Origin of the sequence: Terasakiella pusilla DSM 6293, from assembly GCF_000688235.1 — a bacterium.
Taxonomy (GTDB): Bacteria; Pseudomonadota; Alphaproteobacteria; order Rhodospirillales; family Terasakiellaceae; genus Terasakiella; species Terasakiella pusilla.
Map to the genome: position 1 here is coordinate 1 of NZ_JHYO01000020.1, position 14,718 is coordinate 14,718.

Annotated in this window: 17 protein-coding genes; 10 read left to right on the forward strand and 7 right to left on the reverse strand. The window is 51.9% G+C overall.

Features of this window, described 5'->3' with window-relative positions:
• Positions 1-202, reverse strand: a 202-nt coding sequence (locus Q397_RS24750) for a transposase (protein ID WP_156950727.1), incomplete at its 3' end; no start/stop codon positions are given.
• A gap of 74 nt (positions 203-276) precedes the next feature.
• Complete coding sequence (locus Q397_RS22575; RefSeq protein WP_051610022.1) at positions 277-813, reverse strand: NUDIX hydrolase; 537 nt, start codon at positions 811-813, stop codon at positions 277-279.
• An 86-nt stretch (positions 814-899) separates the two neighbouring features.
• Between Q397_RS22575 and Q397_RS0113655 the strand changes: the two genes are divergently transcribed.
• The 4 genes from Q397_RS0113655 to Q397_RS0113670 all read left to right on the forward strand — a co-directional run bounded on the left by Q397_RS0113655 (position 900) and on the right by Q397_RS0113670 (position 3,397).
• Positions 900-1,520, forward strand: a complete 621-nt coding sequence (locus Q397_RS0113655) for a flavin reductase family protein (protein WP_028879892.1) — start codon at positions 900-902, stop codon at positions 1,518-1,520.
• A 100-nt stretch (positions 1,521-1,620) separates the two neighbouring features.
• Positions 1,621-1,995 carry a histidine triad nucleotide-binding protein gene (locus tag Q397_RS0113660; protein WP_028879893.1) on the forward strand — a complete coding sequence of 125 codons (375 nt, stop codon included), beginning with the start codon at positions 1,621-1,623 and terminating at the stop codon, positions 1,993-1,995.
• Positions 1,996-2,081: 86 nt separating this feature from the next.
• Positions 2,082-2,966, forward strand: a complete 885-nt coding sequence (locus Q397_RS0113665) for a DMT family transporter (protein ID WP_028879894.1) — start codon at positions 2,082-2,084, stop codon at positions 2,964-2,966.
• The gene (locus Q397_RS0113670; RefSeq protein ID WP_028879895.1) at positions 2,960-3,397 is read left to right on the forward strand and encodes a GNAT family N-acetyltransferase; all 438 of its coding nucleotides are present in this window, start codon (positions 2,960-2,962) and stop codon (positions 3,395-3,397) included. Before Q397_RS0113665 ends, Q397_RS0113670 begins: the two co-directional genes overlap by 7 nt.
• Here Q397_RS0113670 and rsmI read toward each other — a convergent pair.
• On the reverse strand, positions 3,387-4,313 hold the full coding sequence (gene rsmI, locus Q397_RS0113675) for a 16S rRNA (cytidine(1402)-2'-O)-methyltransferase (protein WP_084149066.1): 927 nt from the start codon (positions 4,311-4,313) through the stop codon (positions 3,387-3,389). The two genes, Q397_RS0113670 and rsmI, sit on opposite strands and share 11 nt — an antisense overlap.
• On the opposite strand from rsmI, the gene Q397_RS22580 reads away from it, so the two are divergent.
• Together Q397_RS22580 and Q397_RS24270 are read left to right on the forward strand one after the other, a co-directional pair.
• Positions 4,280-5,698, forward strand: a complete 1,419-nt coding sequence (locus Q397_RS22580; RefSeq protein ID WP_051610023.1) for a penicillin-binding protein activator — start codon at positions 4,280-4,282, stop codon at positions 5,696-5,698. The two genes, rsmI and Q397_RS22580, sit on opposite strands and share 34 nt — an antisense overlap.
• Positions 5,699-5,712: 14 nt before the next feature.
• Positions 5,713-7,029 carry a cyclic nucleotide-binding domain-containing protein gene (locus Q397_RS24270; RefSeq protein ID WP_028879897.1) on the forward strand — a complete coding sequence of 439 codons (1,317 nt, stop codon included), beginning with the start codon at positions 5,713-5,715 and terminating at the stop codon, positions 7,027-7,029.
• Between the two features lie 3 nt (positions 7,030-7,032).
• Here Q397_RS24270 and hemW read toward each other — a convergent pair whose 3' ends face one another.
• A complete protein-coding gene (gene hemW / locus Q397_RS0113690) occupies positions 7,033-8,202 on the reverse strand; it encodes a radical SAM family heme chaperone HemW (protein WP_240475073.1) in 1,170 nt (389 codons plus the stop codon).
• Between the two features lie 71 nt (positions 8,203-8,273).
• On the opposite strand from hemW, the gene Q397_RS0113695 reads away from it, so the two are divergent.
• From Q397_RS0113695 to xth, 4 genes are all read left to right on the forward strand, one after another.
• Complete coding sequence (locus tag Q397_RS0113695; protein ID WP_028879899.1) at positions 8,274-9,674, forward strand: DNA-3-methyladenine glycosylase 2 family protein; 1,401 nt, start codon at positions 8,274-8,276, stop codon at positions 9,672-9,674.
• On the forward strand, positions 9,675-10,181 hold the full coding sequence (locus Q397_RS0113700) for a methylated-DNA--[protein]-cysteine S-methyltransferase (RefSeq protein ID WP_028879900.1): 507 nt from the start codon (positions 9,675-9,677) through the stop codon (positions 10,179-10,181).
• 64 nt (positions 10,182-10,245) lie between these two features.
• Positions 10,246-10,863, forward strand: coding sequence for a LolA family protein (locus tag Q397_RS22590; protein WP_051610024.1), 618 nt, complete (start codon positions 10,246-10,248; stop codon positions 10,861-10,863).
• Positions 10,864-11,119: 256 nt separating this feature from the next.
• Positions 11,120-11,911: an exodeoxyribonuclease III gene (gene xth / locus Q397_RS0113710; protein ID WP_028879901.1), complete on the forward strand. Its 792-nt coding sequence runs from the start codon at positions 11,120-11,122 to the stop codon at positions 11,909-11,911.
• A gap of 9 nt (positions 11,912-11,920) precedes the next feature.
• Here the strand turns inward: xth and Q397_RS22595 are convergent, their stop codons facing one another.
• The 3 genes from Q397_RS22595 to Q397_RS0113725 all read right to left on the reverse strand — a co-directional run bounded on the left by Q397_RS22595 (position 11,921) and on the right by Q397_RS0113725 (position 14,646).
• Positions 11,921-12,940, reverse strand: coding sequence for a ParA family protein (locus tag Q397_RS22595; RefSeq protein WP_051610025.1), 1,020 nt, complete (start codon positions 12,938-12,940; stop codon positions 11,921-11,923).
• A 180-nt stretch (positions 12,941-13,120) separates the two neighbouring features.
• Entirely contained in the window at positions 13,121-14,173 is a 1,053-nt protein-coding gene (locus Q397_RS0113720) for a MaoC family dehydratase (protein WP_028879902.1), read from the reverse strand.
• A gap of 95 nt (positions 14,174-14,268) precedes the next feature.
• A complete protein-coding gene (locus tag Q397_RS0113725; protein ID WP_051610026.1) occupies positions 14,269-14,646 on the reverse strand; it encodes a response regulator in 378 nt (125 codons plus the stop codon).
• Positions 14,647-14,718 lie beyond the last annotated feature (72 nt).

Genomic DNA, 14,718 nt, shown 5'->3' on the forward strand with positions numbered 1-14,718 from the left:
GAACAAACCTATTGTAACAGGTCGTATATGAACCGTAGCGTTCAGGCACATCTGCCCAAGGAGACCCTGTGCGAAACCGCCAGAGAATGCCGTTCAAAACACGGCGGTCATCTACACGTGGAACGCCTCGGCTTTTTTGAGGCAAAAGCGGTTCAATGATCGACCATTCATAGTCTGTAAGCTCAAAACGGCGGCGGCTCATAATTCCCTCCAAATCTTTTGGAAGGTTGAATCATATTCAAGCTGATACAGGAAGGAATTTTATGAGTTTACGGCCTAAAATACCTTAAAAGCCGCGCGCTCTGTAATCGCAGGGACTTCGGCATGTTCGCGCACTTCGTAAAACCTCTCCAGTGTCCATTTGACGGACGGAAACGCAAGGTCGTCCCACGGGATTTCTTCCCACGTGAACATATCCACTTCAAGACTTTCCATCCCCGCTTTAAAATGCGGTGACCTCATCGGGGCGCGGTGCATAATCATCACATGGCCCACCTGCGGAACTTCATAGACACCGATAATATCCTGCACATCCACATCCACCCCGGCTTCCTCGCGCGCTTCACGGGCGGCACCTTCCGCGACGGTTTCATTCAGTTCCATAAAGCCGGCAGGGAACGTCCATTTCCCGACAGACGGTTGAATGGCACGACGGCACAGCAGGAATTTATCTTCCCACGTACAGACAGCACCCACCACAATGCGGGGGTTTTGGTAATCGATAAAGCCGCAATCCGGACACACCAAACGTTCCCGATCATCACCGTCAGGAATTTTTTTGATGCTTGGACCATTTAATTTAGTATCATTCATGCCAGCAGTCTGCCCGTCTTGCCGATTTTTCGCAAGATGGGAAATGATCTCCTCAAAACAACATTTGAAGTTAAAGAATTTTTTTAATGTTTTTCAAAACCGATCAATCTCACAACTTGCCGCACCATCCCTTCAAAGCCTGCATCACACCCCGCCCGATCGGATGGGTCAGCACACTCAGTGCCGACGGGGTTGGTAATGTTGCTCCCTTTAGTTTTTTTAATGGTGTCGCGCAAAATCCACCACAGCTTATGCTATCCATTAATGGGGGCGGGCCGTTCTCAGCGACCAAAGATACCCTTCAAAACATTGAAGATACTCAAGAATTTTGCGTTAACATTGCAACATATGACCTGCGTGATGCTATGTTTAGAACCGCAGCCCCAGAACATCCAGATGTCAATGAAGCAGAAGTTGCAGAACTGGAAATGGTGCCTTGTGAATTAATAAAACCGCCCCGTATTAAGCACTCCCCCATTGCGCTGGAATGTCGTTTGACCCAAACCATCGCGCTTTTGTCCGACGACCCGACCCAAAAGAACACCGCCATAGTAGGGCACGTCATCGGCATGTATATCGATGACAAGGTACTGGTCGACGGCAAAATTGACGTGCAAAAGGTCAACCCTATTTCGCGTCTTGGCTATAAAGACTACGCGACCCTTGGCGAAATTTTCCAGTTGGACGCCAAGTGGCGCAAGTCATGAGTGTCAGATTTTTAATATTTACTATTTTTTACTTGTCAAAATTGGTGGCTTTTAGCAAGCTGTCCACGATTTGAATAAGTACAAGAAAGTTTCTATTGCCATGTCATACGATAACAATAACATTTTTGCCAAAATCCTACGCGGTGAAATTCCGTGTGACAAAGTCTATGAAACAGATCATGCCTTTGCGTTTAGAGATATCAATCCGCAAGCACCGGTCCACACTCTTGTCATTCCCAAAGGCGCTTACGTCAGCTTTGCCGACTTCTCGGAAAAAGCCTCCGCGGAAGAAGTGGTCGATTTTGTCCGTGCCGTCGGTCATGTGGCCCGCCTGGAAGGTGTGTCAGACGATGGCTATCGCCTTCTTGCCAACATTGGCAAAAACGGTGTCCAAGATGTCCCACACCTCCATGTCCATGTGACTGGCGGTAAACATTTGGGTTGCGCCTTCCCGCCGTCCGCCAAAACAGACTAAGTCCCTTTGAAGTTAGGTTCGGGGGATCTCCCCCGACTATCTCGTACACATTGGGGGACATCCGCCTTTTAGGAAAGCCCCCAGTTATGAACAGCACATCCCAGATTACACGCGGCCTGTTTTTTATGGCGATCGGTATCGCGTTCATGAGCATGATGGACGCCTTTATCAAGCATCTCAGTGAAACCATATCCGCCCCGCAAACCCTGTTTTTCCGTTCTTTCTTTGCCCTCATCCCCATTCTGGTGATCGTGCATCTGAAAGGCGGTTTAAAGGCGGTCAAAACACAGCGCCCCTTCTTACATTTGTTTCGGACCGTGCTGGCAGCTTTGGCTTTTGTCTCTTTCACCATTGGCCTGCGTGATATGTCGCTTGCCAATGCACTCGCCGTCTGTTTTTCCGCCCCGTTTTTTATGGTGGTTTATTCCAAATACCTGCTGGGTGAACAGATCGGCTTTCATCGCATTGGTGCGATGTTTGTGGGTTTCTTGGGCGTTGTCATCGTCCTGCAACCCGATGAAGGCATTATCGGCACCGGCGCACCTTATATGCTGTTTGTTGCGGCGACTTACGGTCTAACCCAAGTCTTGGCCCGTAAAGCCGCCGCCACCGAAACCGCCGCTAGTTTTTCCTTTTGGACAACCAGCGGCATGGTCCTTCTGGGGATCGGCTTTATGCCGTTTTACTGGATGGATATCGATCTGCAGACCCTCGGGGTTTGCTTCCTGATGGGCCTCAGCGGGGGCATTGGTCATTATTTTATGGTCGATGCCGTACGACTGGCCCCGACAAGCGTCGTCAGCCCCGTCGAATATACCGCCCTGATCTGGGGCGTGGCGTTTGACTGGATGTTTTGGCAAGTGATGCCGGAGTACGCAACTCTGGCAGGATCACTCGTCATTATGGCTAGCGGCATTTACATTCTCTGGCGCGAACGCCTACACAAAGAAGAGGAAATTCTCCCATGTTAATCCAACCTATCGCGGCCGAAAACTACGCCGAATGGCACGCCCTTTGGCAAGGCTTTCTGGACTTCCACGATGTCGAACTGGATGAAGAAGTCACCACCAGTGTCTGGAAACGCCTGTTGGATACCGACAACCCACTCAAAGGACTGGTCGCCATTGAGGAGGACAAAGTGATCGGCTTTACCCATTTTTACTTCCATGGCGCCTCTTGGAATACGGCACCCTATTGCTATCTGGAAGACCTGTATGTGGACCAGTCCCTGCGATCCAAAGGCACGGGCCGTGCGTTGGTCGAAGGCGTGAAGGAAGCCGCACGTAAACGCGGAGCCTCCAAACTTTACTGGCATACCACCATAGACAATAAAAACGCCCAAGCCTTTTACGACAAGATTGCCACCCTGACCGATTACGTGCGCTACGACCTCAAACTGTAAGTTCGAGCGCGCGATTATAGACCGTGCGTTTTTTAAGACCGGTTGCCGAGACGACTTCGGCAACCGCGTCGCGCACCGACAGACGCGCCAACGCATTTTTCAACAGCTCGTCCAAATCTTCTTCGCTGGTTTCTACTTGGCTGTCATCCGGTGGACCGATAACCAGCACGACTTCGCCTCGGACCTCTTCCTGTGCGTACATCTCGGCAAGTTCCGGCAACGTGGCGCGGCGCACTTCCTCAAACTTTTTAGTGATCTCGCGGGTAACAGCAGCTTCGCGATTGCCCAGCACCTCTGCCATATCCTGCAAGCAGGCAGCCACCCGACGTGGAGATTCCAAGGTAATCAATGTCGCTTGTACGGACTTTACCTCTTCCAATATCTTCTTTCGGGCCACTGTCTTGTTTGGCAAAAACCCTAGATAGAAAAAACGATCACTTGGCAATCCCGACAACACCATCGCAGAAATAACAGAACTTGCACCCGGCGCACTGGTATAGGGCAACCCCTGTTCTGCACAGTCACGCACCAGTTTATAACCGGGATCATTGATCAAAGGTGTTCCGGCGTCGCTCACCAGCACCACAATTTCCCCATCGCGTAATTTTTCCAAAACTTTCGGGCGCATACGATCCGCATTATGTTCATGATAAGCGATGGTCTTTTTTCGGGAAATACCGTGTATCATCAACAACTTGCCTGTGACCCGCGTATCTTCACACAGGATGGTGTCCGCACTTTTTAACAAGGTCAGGGCGCGCAAGGTAATATCTTGGGCATTGCCGATCGGGGTCGCAACGATATATAGACCAGCAGTGACTTTACTCAAAGGTTGGGACGCGCTACTCTCTTGTGCAACTTGACCCTCATTTTGGAGCCCTGATGTTTCGTTTTCGCCGTTTTCTTGTTTTGCCATTGTTATTCGTTTTCACTTTGGTGTTAAGCGCCTGTCAAACCACGACGGCACCGAAATGGTGGGAAGTCCCCGGCACATCGCCAAACGCGCAAGGTCAGGGATCGGGTAGCACATTCGACCCGACAGCTCAACCGCGTGCTGGGGCGGAAATTCCACCTTGGGATCCGTCACAACCGACGGTGCAGCAACCGGATGCCGAGGTCAAGGCCCAAGAATGGATGAACCAGTATGATCCACGCGGTGGTATTCAGGCCGCCCGTGTCGGTTTACTGCTGCCCCTCACCGGGCGGGCCGCCAAAGTCGGTCAGGAAATCATGAACGCCGCGCAATTGGCGCTGTTTGATTTTGCCGGGCCGCGCTACGAGCTGTTGCCATACGACACCAAAAGCACACCGGAAGGCGCGATGCAGGCCGCGCAATATGCCATTTCTGACGGGGTTTCCATCATCATCGGCCCGCTGTTGTCCGAATCGGCGCGTGCGGTTTCCCCGTTGCTGCAAGCGGCCAATGTAAATGCCCTTGCCTTCACCAACGATTCGCGCGCTGCCAGTGAAAATGTCTTTGTGCTGGGCGTACGCCCTGAAGAAGAAGTCAAACGCATCATCGACTTTGCCGCCTTGCAAGGCTCCAGCCGATTTGCGCTACTGACGTCTGCGGATGAATATGGCATGCGCGTGCGATCCGCCTTTGAAGAAACCGTCAGGGAAAACGGCGCGCAAACATCAAAAGTCGTTCAATATCTTTCAGGCGTGGACGATCTGCCCGCCCTGATCCGCGACATGGCGGATTATGACCGCCGCCGCCAAGCGCTTGTGCGCCAACAAAATGCCTTGAAAGGCAAGACAGATGCCCTCTCCAACAAAGCGCGCGCCCGCTTGAAGCTGCTGCAAACGTTGGGTGATGTGGACTTTGATGCCCTGCTGGTGGCTGCCGGTGGGAATGCCTTGCAAACCATTGCTGCAAACCTACCCTACTTTGATATCGACCCCAAGAAAGTGCGCATTTTAGGCACCAGCCTGTGGGAGACAAACTGGGTCCATGCAGAACCTGCACTGATGGGAGGCTGGTTTGCCGCCCCAAGTGCCAAAAATAGAACAGATTTCGTCGAACAATATAAAGCGGCGTACGGCCATCCCCCTCATCCTCTGTCCACATTGGCCTATGATGCCATTGCGCTTTCCGCAGTGCTCGCCAAGGACACAGGAGAAGCCGACTACAGCCGCCAGACATTAACGGATCCTGCAGGATTCCTTGGGCGCAACGGTATTTTCCGTCTGCACCCTTCGGGTCTTGCAGAACGGGGGTTGGCTGTCCTGCAGGTGCATCAGAAAGCGTTTAGAGAAATTTCTCCGGCCCCCAATAGTTTTGCACCAGCTCTTAACTAACGGGATAACAAAAAATGCCGGAATATAAAACACAGTCATTTAAAATGGGGGATTTGATCCTGGAAGAAGGCGCGGCGGCACGATGCGCCTATGTTATAAAATCAGGATCCGTACAGATCACAAAAAAACGCCGGGATGGGGCAGATGCCGTCATCACCACCTTAAAAGCCGGTGATATTTTTGGGGAAATGTCCATGGTAGACGCCGAACCGCGCTCTGCCAGCGTCCGTGCCACAACAGATGTCACCTTAATTGTCGTCGATGCCGCAACATTTCGACAAAAACAAGAAGCGCTGGATGTGTTTTCACGCAAGCTCATTCAGTCTCTGATCGGTCGTCTTCGGGTACAAAACCAAAGACTGACCGACATGACCGAACCGGGCGAGCTCAAAAAAGCCGCCCAAAAAGGCCAAATTTCCAGAAGCCCCACGGCCCATACAAATGTCCTGATCCGCGAAGACTTCCGGGAACGGATCGACTTTGGCACCATCCGATTTTTACTCGGCGATGCGAACCCCCAAGCCCGTCAGGGCATCAAAGGCGGTTTGCATATGCAGGGCTTTCGTGAGATCGAAGATGTCAGCAATGCCGATGACTTTAAAAAGAAGGTGGTCAACAACGGCTTTGATCTGATTTTGATGGATGGCAGCCTCGGCGTCACAAAACTTGCCGAAGTGATCAAGGACATTCGCCATGGCACCACTTTTGTCAGCCCCTTCTGCGTGATCTTCTGCATCATCGATCAACCGGACCCGAAAACACTTGAAATTCTGGCAGATGCCGGACTGGATGATGTGCTGGTCAAACCGGTTGCCCTTGGCAATATCATTGATCGGGTGGAACGCCGGATCAAACGACGCAAGCCCTTTGTGGTCACGCTGGATTATGTTGGCCCGGATCGCCGCAGCAGCAAACGCCCCGGTCAGGAAGAAATCCCGCTGGTCGACGTACCCAACCCCCTCGCCTATAAAGCCCTGCAAACTATGGAACCGGCGGACTATGTCCATGCCGAACAACGCGCCATTACCCAGATTGAAACCCTGAAGATCGAGCGCCATGTGGTTCAGATCGATTGGTTGCGCGGCAAAATCGGTAATCTGCATGCCGAACAAGAAAGCACGGAATTTTTCACCAAGCGCATGATCGCTGTCGCCGACATCCTTATTGATAAGTTGGTAGATCAATCCCGCACCGAGTACATTCCCGTTTGCGAAAAAATTCAATCTATGATTGGGGACTTCCAATCAGGTGTTGTCGAAATCAACGGATCGGAGTGGGAACGTTTCGCCAGTATCACCCGCCGCCTGCGTGTTGAGCTGGGCCCAACCTAAGCCCTAAACACGGACCAGTTTTTCCAACACGCCGTTTAGACATTTGCGCCCTTCTTCGGTCGGGCGCAAATGATCCCCTGCCCATTCCACAAAGCCCATCTCCAGCATATCAGCCAAACCTTGCGGGTCGAGACTGTCTAATAATGTCTTGCCCGTCAAAGACGCAAAATGATTAGCCGACATACCCTCACGCAAGCGCATCCCCATCAGGATCAACTCAATAATCCGTTCATCCATCTTGAGGGCACGGCGCTTTTGCTCTCCGCTTTGTTTTTCAGCAATTGCTTTTAGCCACAGGTCCGGCTTATAAATCTGATGGATCGCCTGATTCTGGAAGCGGCTATGCGCCCCCGGGCCAAGGCCGATATATTCGTCCCCTTGCCAATAGACCAGATTATGACGACTTTCCTGCCCCGGCTTGGCGTGGTTGGAAATTTCATAGGCTGGTAGGCCCGCTTCTTCCATAATCTCTTGGGTCAGATCATACATATCGGCGCCCAAATCTTCATCAATCGGCCCAATGCCGCGTTTGTGAAAATCCGTCCCCGGCTCAATCGTCAACTGATAGAGCGACAGATGCCCCGCTGACAGCGTTAACGCTTCGCGCAGTTCTGCCTGCCAGCCCGCAAGGGTCTGATCGGGACGTGCGTAAATCAGATCGAAGCTGTAGCGATCAAAGCTTTTTGCCGCCAACTCCAGCGCTGTGCGCGCTTCTGACATGTTATGGGCGCGGCCTAAAAACTTTAAGACCTCTTCCTCCAAGGACTGGATACCAATGGACAAACGGTTGACGCCCGCTTGGCGGAAATCCCGGAACGTATGACTTTCCACCGTTGTCGGGTTGGCTTCCAGTGTAATTTCCACACCATCCGTAAACCCCCACAGAGCCTGCGCACGATCCAAGATCGCCTCAACGGTTTTCGCCTGCATCAAAGACGGGGTGCCGCCGCCAAAAAAGATGCTGCTGATGCGATGACCTTTACTTTCTGCGAAGACCCGATCCAGTTCCTGCACAAAGGCCGTGCGCCATTGGTCATGGTCCACCGTGTTGGAGACATGGGAGTTAAAATCACAGTACGGACATTTGGACACGCAAAACGGCCAGTGGATATAAAGGCCAAACGGTCGGGTCATGGAATAGCTCATAAGCACCACAACTACTCCAATGCCCACAGAATAGCAATCCACAACGATCATGTCCGAAAATGGCAGGTGTGATCCGTCGAATGGTGTAAACTGCCCTCATGAAACACTTGGATCAAAACATCTGCTATCAGGCGCTAAAAACCCGCGATGCCCGCTTTGACGGCCGCTTTTTTACCGCCGTGTCCTCAACGGGTATCTTTTGTCGCCCCATTTGTCCGGCAACCACTCCAAAGCAGGAAAATTGCACCTTTTATCCCTCTGCCAGCGCCGCCCTCTCTGCCGGATACCGCCCTTGCCTGCGCTGCCGCCCCGAAACCGCGCCCAACAGTGCGGCATGGCTGGGGACCGAAGCGGTGGTCAAACGGGCCTTGCGCTTGATCGAACAAGGCGCGCTGGATGACGGCCAAAGCGTGACTGACCTCGCCGCTTCCCTTGGGATTGGGGAACGTCACTTGCGCCGCTTGTTTAACGATCATCTGGGGGCTGGCCCGAAACAGATCGCCCAGACCCGCCGTTTGATGTTTGCCAAACGCTTATTGGCACAAACCAATATTTCGGTGACGGAAATTGCCTTGTCCAGCGGCTTTAACAGCCTGCGCCGTTTCAATGACGCTTATAAAACTGCCTTTGGCTTTCCGCCGTCTCATGAACACAAGACCAAACGTGACACGGGCGACAGCACAGCCATCACGCTGCGCTTTCCCTACCGCCCCCCGTATGATTGGGACGGGATGCTCGCTTTCTTTCGCGATCGCTGCTTGGAACCCGTGGAAGAGGTGAGCGAAGATACTTATCGCCGCGTAGTCCGTTTTGACGATCAGGTCGGGGAGATCGCCCTGCGCCATGAACCTGCAAAAAACCGGCTGGTCGCGCAATTGACCAATATTCCGGTGCCCTATGTGCGTGATGTCTCTGTACGGATCCGGCGCTTATTTGACATTGATGCCGACCCCCAAGCCATCCAGCAAGGACTGTCCAGTGATCCGGCCCTCCAGCCCCTCATAAAGGCGCATCCCGGTTTGCGGCTGCCTGGCGCGTGGGACGGATTTGAAATTGCCGTGCGTGCCATCATCGGACAGCAGATCAGCGTCAAAGGGGCGCGCACCATTTGCAAACGGGTCATCGAACGGGTCAATAGCGGCATCTTCCCCACGCCGGCGGAAATTTGCAGCCATAGCCTTGACGGGCTGGGCCTGACCCAACGCCGGATCAATACTTTAAAAAACCTCGCCGCCCACTGGCAGGAGTTAGATGTCGCCAAACCGTTGGAAGACAGTATTGCCGACCTGTGCGCCTTGCCGGGGATTGGTCCGTGGACGGCGCATTACATCCTCATGCGCGCATTTTCTGAACCAGACATCTATCCCGTCCAAGACCTCGGGTTGATCAGAGGATTGGAAAAGCTGGGGTTGCCGGCGGGTAAGCATGACCTTGAAGAACGCAGCCAATTGTGGCGCCCGTGGCGAGCCTATGGCGCGCTTTATCTCTGGAGAGCTTAAATGAACCTGTTCCAAATGACACTGGAAACGCCCAGCGGCCCCCTGTCCATCCTTTATGATGCGACAGACACCGTTTATCACATCGACTTTCCCGATCAGGGTGAACGGCAAGAACGCCTGTTAAAGCGCCGCTTTAAAAACTTTCAGCTAACCGATCAGGACAGTGCGGCGCTGGCCCAGCCCTTACAGGCCTATTTTGCGGGTGACCTCCCTGCCTTGCAAGAGATCCCGGTTAAAACCGGCGGCACGGTCTTTCAACGTAAAGTCTGGCAGGCCCTTCGTGCGATCCCCATCGGCACCACCTGCAGCTATCGCGATCTCGCATACCAAATCGGACAGCCCCGTGCCGTGCGCGCGGTTGCCAATGCCAATGCCAACAATCCCATTTCCCTGCTGATCCCCTGTCACCGCGTCATTGGCTCAGACGGCACATTGACCGGATATGCCGGTGGACTAAAACGCAAAGAATGGCTTTTGCGCCATGAAGGTGCCATAAGCCAAGTGTAATGTTGCAATTGGTCCTTGATCAGCTAAATTGACCTTTAGCCCCAAAACATGAAAGCCCCATTCCATGACGCGCCTGTTTTTTTTCCTTTGTTTGATCCTCCTGCCCCTACAGTCCCATGCTGAAGACGTAAAACTCACGCCGGAGCAAACTCAACTGGCTGAAAAACTGCGCACCTACCTGAATGAGCTTAAAACCTTAAAAGGGACATTCGCCCAAGTCAGTTCGACCGGCAGCTATGCAGATGGCAAAGTTATTCTGCAACGCCCCGGTAAAATGCGCCTGACCTATAACCCACCGCAACAAACCGAACTGATCGTGCGTAAAGGCACTATTGTCTATCATGACAAAGAATTTAGACAGGTGACCTATTACCCGCTGAATGCCACGCCCTTGGCCGTTCTGTTGCAAGACACGCTTTCCTTTGAGGAAGATGTGCGCATTATCGACCTTGCCCAAAGCCCCGGCGTGATAGAACTCACCCTTGTGGACCGCGACGATCCGGGCATGGGGACCGTGACGCTCGTCTTTTCCGACGCACCGATCCAGTTGCGCAAGTGGGTGATTGTGGATGCGCAAGGGATCATGACGCAAGTGTCCCTGTTAAACGCGCAAACGGATGTGCCGGTTGCGTCAAATGCGTTTGATTTTATCGATCCGAAATACGATCTTTCCAATAAATAATGGAATTTCAGACCATTACGGATATGCGAAAAATGCAATCCTGCCATGCGTTAATTGCATTCATGAATCTGGGCACGAACGCCAATCTATAAAGACAGCAGGGTTATGATTTGAGTGTACATAACCTGAGGGATGGTTCCCCTGCCATCCATGCTCTCTCAAAATCGAGAGTCTTTATAAGCGTCCGACACCCCCTAGTCGGGCGCTTTTCTTATCTGCTATAACATCCTTCCCCAATCAACAAAAGGCATCACAGATGAAGCTCGTCACCTGGAACATCAATTCCATCCGCATCCGTTTGGAGCATGTGCAAAAACTGGTCAGCGATCATGCCCCCGACGTGATCTGTTTTCAGGAAACCAAAGTCCGTGACAGCCTGTTTCCCTTAGAAGCCCTCCAGGAAATGGGATATCCACATATCCATTTTGCGGGCGAAAAAAGCTATAATGGCGTGGCGATCCTATCCAAAATTCCGTTCAGTGACCCGGATGCTCTGTCGTGGTGCGCGCGTGAAGATAAACGCCATAGCTCTGTCATTTTAGAAAACGGGATTGAGCTGAATAACTTTTACATACCAGCAGGCGGGGATGAGCCGAATGCGGAGACAAACCCCAAATTTGCCCACAAGCTGCAATTCTTGGATGAAATGACTGATTGGTGCGCCAAACGTTTTGACGCCGATGCCAAACGCATCATGGTTGGGGACTTTAACATCGCCCCGTTGGAAACCGATGTCTGGGATCACAAAAAGCTGAAAAACATCATCACCCATACCGAGATTGAGATCACGCGTCTGGCACAATTGCAACAGGCCGGACAGTGGGTAGACGCCATGCGCCTGCACATTCTACCGCAAGAAAAATGCTTTACGTGGTGGAGCTATCGCGCCCGTGACTGGCTTGCCACCAACAAAGGACGTCGCCTTGATCACGTCTGGGTGACGCCGAACCTGCAAGACAGTGTCGCAGGCTGTGAAGTGCTTTTGGACTTGCGTGGACAGGATAAACCCAGCGATCACGCCCCTGTGCTTGTGACCCTCACCGTCTAGGCTACGCCCTTATTCCATCCCCAAAAAGGCCAGCGCCATGCCGATGGTCAAGGCGAGCGCCAAAATCACCCCGTTGCGCAATGAGACTTTAAACGAGTTGACTTCTGCCGCAGCGGGAGGATTGGTTGTTTTCGCTCCCGTCCCCGCAGAGGCCGGGTCATCCAGATGGACGGGTTCCGATCCCGCTGACAGCTCTTTATTGCGCATCCAGCTTTGAACACCGTTCATAATCTGCTTCTGATAATCTTCCAGACTGCGAGCATCATCGGGAAGTGCCCATTTCAAGACCTCTGCACAGGCTTTCACATAGGCCTGCCCACCCGATGAATAGGGCGAGTGCAAAAGAACAGGACGCCCCAAAAAAGCGCTTTCTGCAATTTTTGGCTCAACCGGGATCGAGGTCTGGAATACCACCTCTTTAAAATGCGCGCGGATTTCCGTATCGACCAATTGATGTAGTTTTTGTTTATGGTCGCTTAAGGTCATGAGGATCCGGTAATCGAGGGCATGGTCTGCCTCTACACGGATATCTTCAATGGACTGTTCCATCTGCTGCAAGCCCGCAATGGCAAAGCTTTCACTTTGCACGGGCACAATGACTTTTTGCGCGGCGACCAGCGCATTCAGGCTTAAAATCCCAAATGATGGCGGACAGTCAATCAGGATAAAATCGTATATCCCACCATGATCCTGCAAGCTTTCGCGCAGCCAATATTCCGGATCTTCATCATCGGAAGAAATGGTGCTTAAAGCCGCCAACTGAAAGGTAGCGGGCACCAGCGAAACATCGGGCAAATCGGTTTTCAAGGCCACATTGGCAAGGGGTTCTTCCCCCAAAACCAGTTCATAGCTGCCTTTTTCGATGCTCTTTAAGTCAATGCCAAGGCCAGTCGCCGCATTGCTTTGCGGGTCCATATCAACGATCAACACCGCATTGCCACCGGCTGCAAGGCCACTGGCGATATTGAGACTGGTTGTGGTTTTGCCCACGCCCCCTTTATGATTCATGACAGCGATAATAGCAGTCATACGAAGCTCTCTATCCTGTTTTAATTGCTACAGAGTAAGCGCTAAAGACGTAAAAGCAAAGGAGGATTTTATGAAACTATTGGTTAGGCCCGTTTAGGGGTAAACTCCCATTGGATTTACACGAAAAAGGGAGCCTGATTGCTCAGGCTCCCTTGATCTCTAAACTGTCGTGTTTTCCGATTAACGACGCGGCATCAAGACCCAGTAATCCAGATCAAGCACCACATCCGGATTGTACTTGCCATCTTCGCCTTTATAAGGGAAGTCCGCCGCCGGATGGTCTTTAGTCGCAACCAATCGCAGACGCAGCGCGCCCATGTCGGTGCGGCCTTTAATTTCCTGCTTATCCAACACTTCTGACCAGGCAAAGATGGTATTGCCCGCAAAGGTCGGGTTGGCATGAGCACCCGCATTGATCGCAGCGACCTTAAAGGCATTACCCAGACCGTTGAAAGACAGCGCGCGTGCCAAAGAAATGATGTGACCACCATAGATCAAGCGTTTGCCGAAACGATTATCTTTTGCGGCAAACTGATCAAAATGCACTTTCGCTGTGTTTTGATAGAGACGGGTCGCCAGTTGATGTTCGGCTTCTTCAATTGTCATGCCGTCCACATGGTCGATTTTTTCCCCGATGTCATAATCATTCCACAGATAAGGCGAGCCTGCGAGTTCACAATCATAATCGCTGAAGTCCAGACCTTCTGCGATAACCAGATCATCCACATCCACCGCTTCGGGCAGATTCGGGATGCAGGTTTCCGGTGTTGGGGCACTGGCGTCTTTTTTCATCACCATCACCCAGCGGACATAATCCAGCACCACTTCGTCTTTTTGGTTTACGCCAATGGAATTGACATAGACAACGCCTGTCTTACCGTTTGAGTTTTCTTTTAAACCAATGACGGTTGAGGTCGTGCGAACGGTATCGCCCGGATAGACCGGTGCGCCAAAACGACCTGCCGCATAGCCAAGGTTCGCAACCGCGTTCAACGAGACATCCGGTACGGTTTTACCAAAGACCATGTGAAACGCCAGCATGTCATCCAGCGGCATCGCTTCAAAGCCAAGGTTCATCGCATAAGGTTCAGCAGACTGCGGCATATGGCGAAAGCCATAAAGGGCCGTGTACAAAGCCACATCACCTTCTGTGACCGTGCGCGGTGTGGCATGGACGATTTCCTGACCTAAGGAAAAATCTTCAAAGAAATTGCCCGTATTGGTTTTTGTCATGGTTAGAATCCTCAAATTTTTATTTGAGGTTTTCTACCATTTTTTGCAGCGCAATGAAAAGAATTTTTGCAGGTGCAATATTGAAATAATATTTCTTACTGTGCTTTATCCAAAAGCATATTGACCGTCGTCAGCAAAACATCCTGACTCACCGGCTTGATCAGGGACGCATCAAAAAAGGCTTCCCCCATCTTCAAGGCTGCATACGGGGAGATACGCTCCCCCCCGCCGGTAATTGCCAGCAACTTGGGGGGCTTGTCCAACATATGGGCATGATGGGCAACTTGCATCCCATCCACTTTCGGCATCAACAGGTCGGTAACAACCAGATCAAATCTGGCACGATCAAGGTGATCATTGGCCTCTGCCCCATTGGTCGCTGTCACAACCCTATGACCCGCAGATAAAAGTGCTTGTTCATAGACGTACAAAATTTCCGCCATATCTTCAGCGACCAGAATATCAGCCATCATTTGCCTTTCTTGAAACCAACTCCAAGAGTATACGCGATGCCGTCCAAACAATCACTAAAAATTGTATTCATG

Coding starts and splice junctions, on each gene's coding strand:
- Q397_RS22575 (WP_051610022.1), bottom strand. CDS start 813: ATGAATGATACTAAATTAAATGGTCCAAGCATCAAAAAAATTCCTGAC.
- Q397_RS0113655 (WP_028879892.1), top strand. CDS start 900: ATGTTTTTCAAAACCGATCAATCTCACAACTTGCCGCACCATCCCTTC.
- Q397_RS0113660 (WP_028879893.1), top strand. CDS start 1,621: ATGTCATACGATAACAATAACATTTTTGCCAAAATCCTACGCGGTGAA.
- Q397_RS0113665 (WP_028879894.1), top strand. CDS start 2,082: ATGAACAGCACATCCCAGATTACACGCGGCCTGTTTTTTATGGCGATC.
- Q397_RS0113670 (WP_028879895.1), top strand. CDS start 2,960: ATGTTAATCCAACCTATCGCGGCCGAAAACTACGCCGAATGGCACGCC.
- Q397_RS22580 (WP_051610023.1), top strand. CDS start 4,280: ATGTTTCGTTTTCGCCGTTTTCTTGTTTTGCCATTGTTATTCGTTTTC.
- rsmI (WP_084149066.1), bottom strand. CDS start 4,313: ATGGCAAAACAAGAAAACGGCGAAAACGAAACATCAGGGCTCCAAAAT.
- Q397_RS24270 (WP_028879897.1), top strand. CDS start 5,713: ATGCCGGAATATAAAACACAGTCATTTAAAATGGGGGATTTGATCCTG.
- Q397_RS0113695 (WP_028879899.1), top strand. CDS start 8,274: ATGAAACACTTGGATCAAAACATCTGCTATCAGGCGCTAAAAACCCGC.
- Q397_RS0113700 (WP_028879900.1), top strand. CDS start 9,675: ATGAACCTGTTCCAAATGACACTGGAAACGCCCAGCGGCCCCCTGTCC.
- Q397_RS22590 (WP_051610024.1), top strand. CDS start 10,246: ATGACGCGCCTGTTTTTTTTCCTTTGTTTGATCCTCCTGCCCCTACAG.
- xth (WP_028879901.1), top strand. CDS start 11,120: ATGAAGCTCGTCACCTGGAACATCAATTCCATCCGCATCCGTTTGGAG.
- Q397_RS22595 (WP_051610025.1), bottom strand. CDS start 12,940: ATGACTGCTATTATCGCTGTCATGAATCATAAAGGGGGCGTGGGCAAA.
- Q397_RS0113720 (WP_028879902.1), bottom strand. CDS start 14,173: ATGACAAAAACCAATACGGGCAATTTCTTTGAAGATTTTTCCTTAGGT.
- Q397_RS0113725 (WP_051610026.1), bottom strand. CDS start 14,646: ATGATGGCTGATATTCTGGTCGCTGAAGATATGGCGGAAATTTTGTAC.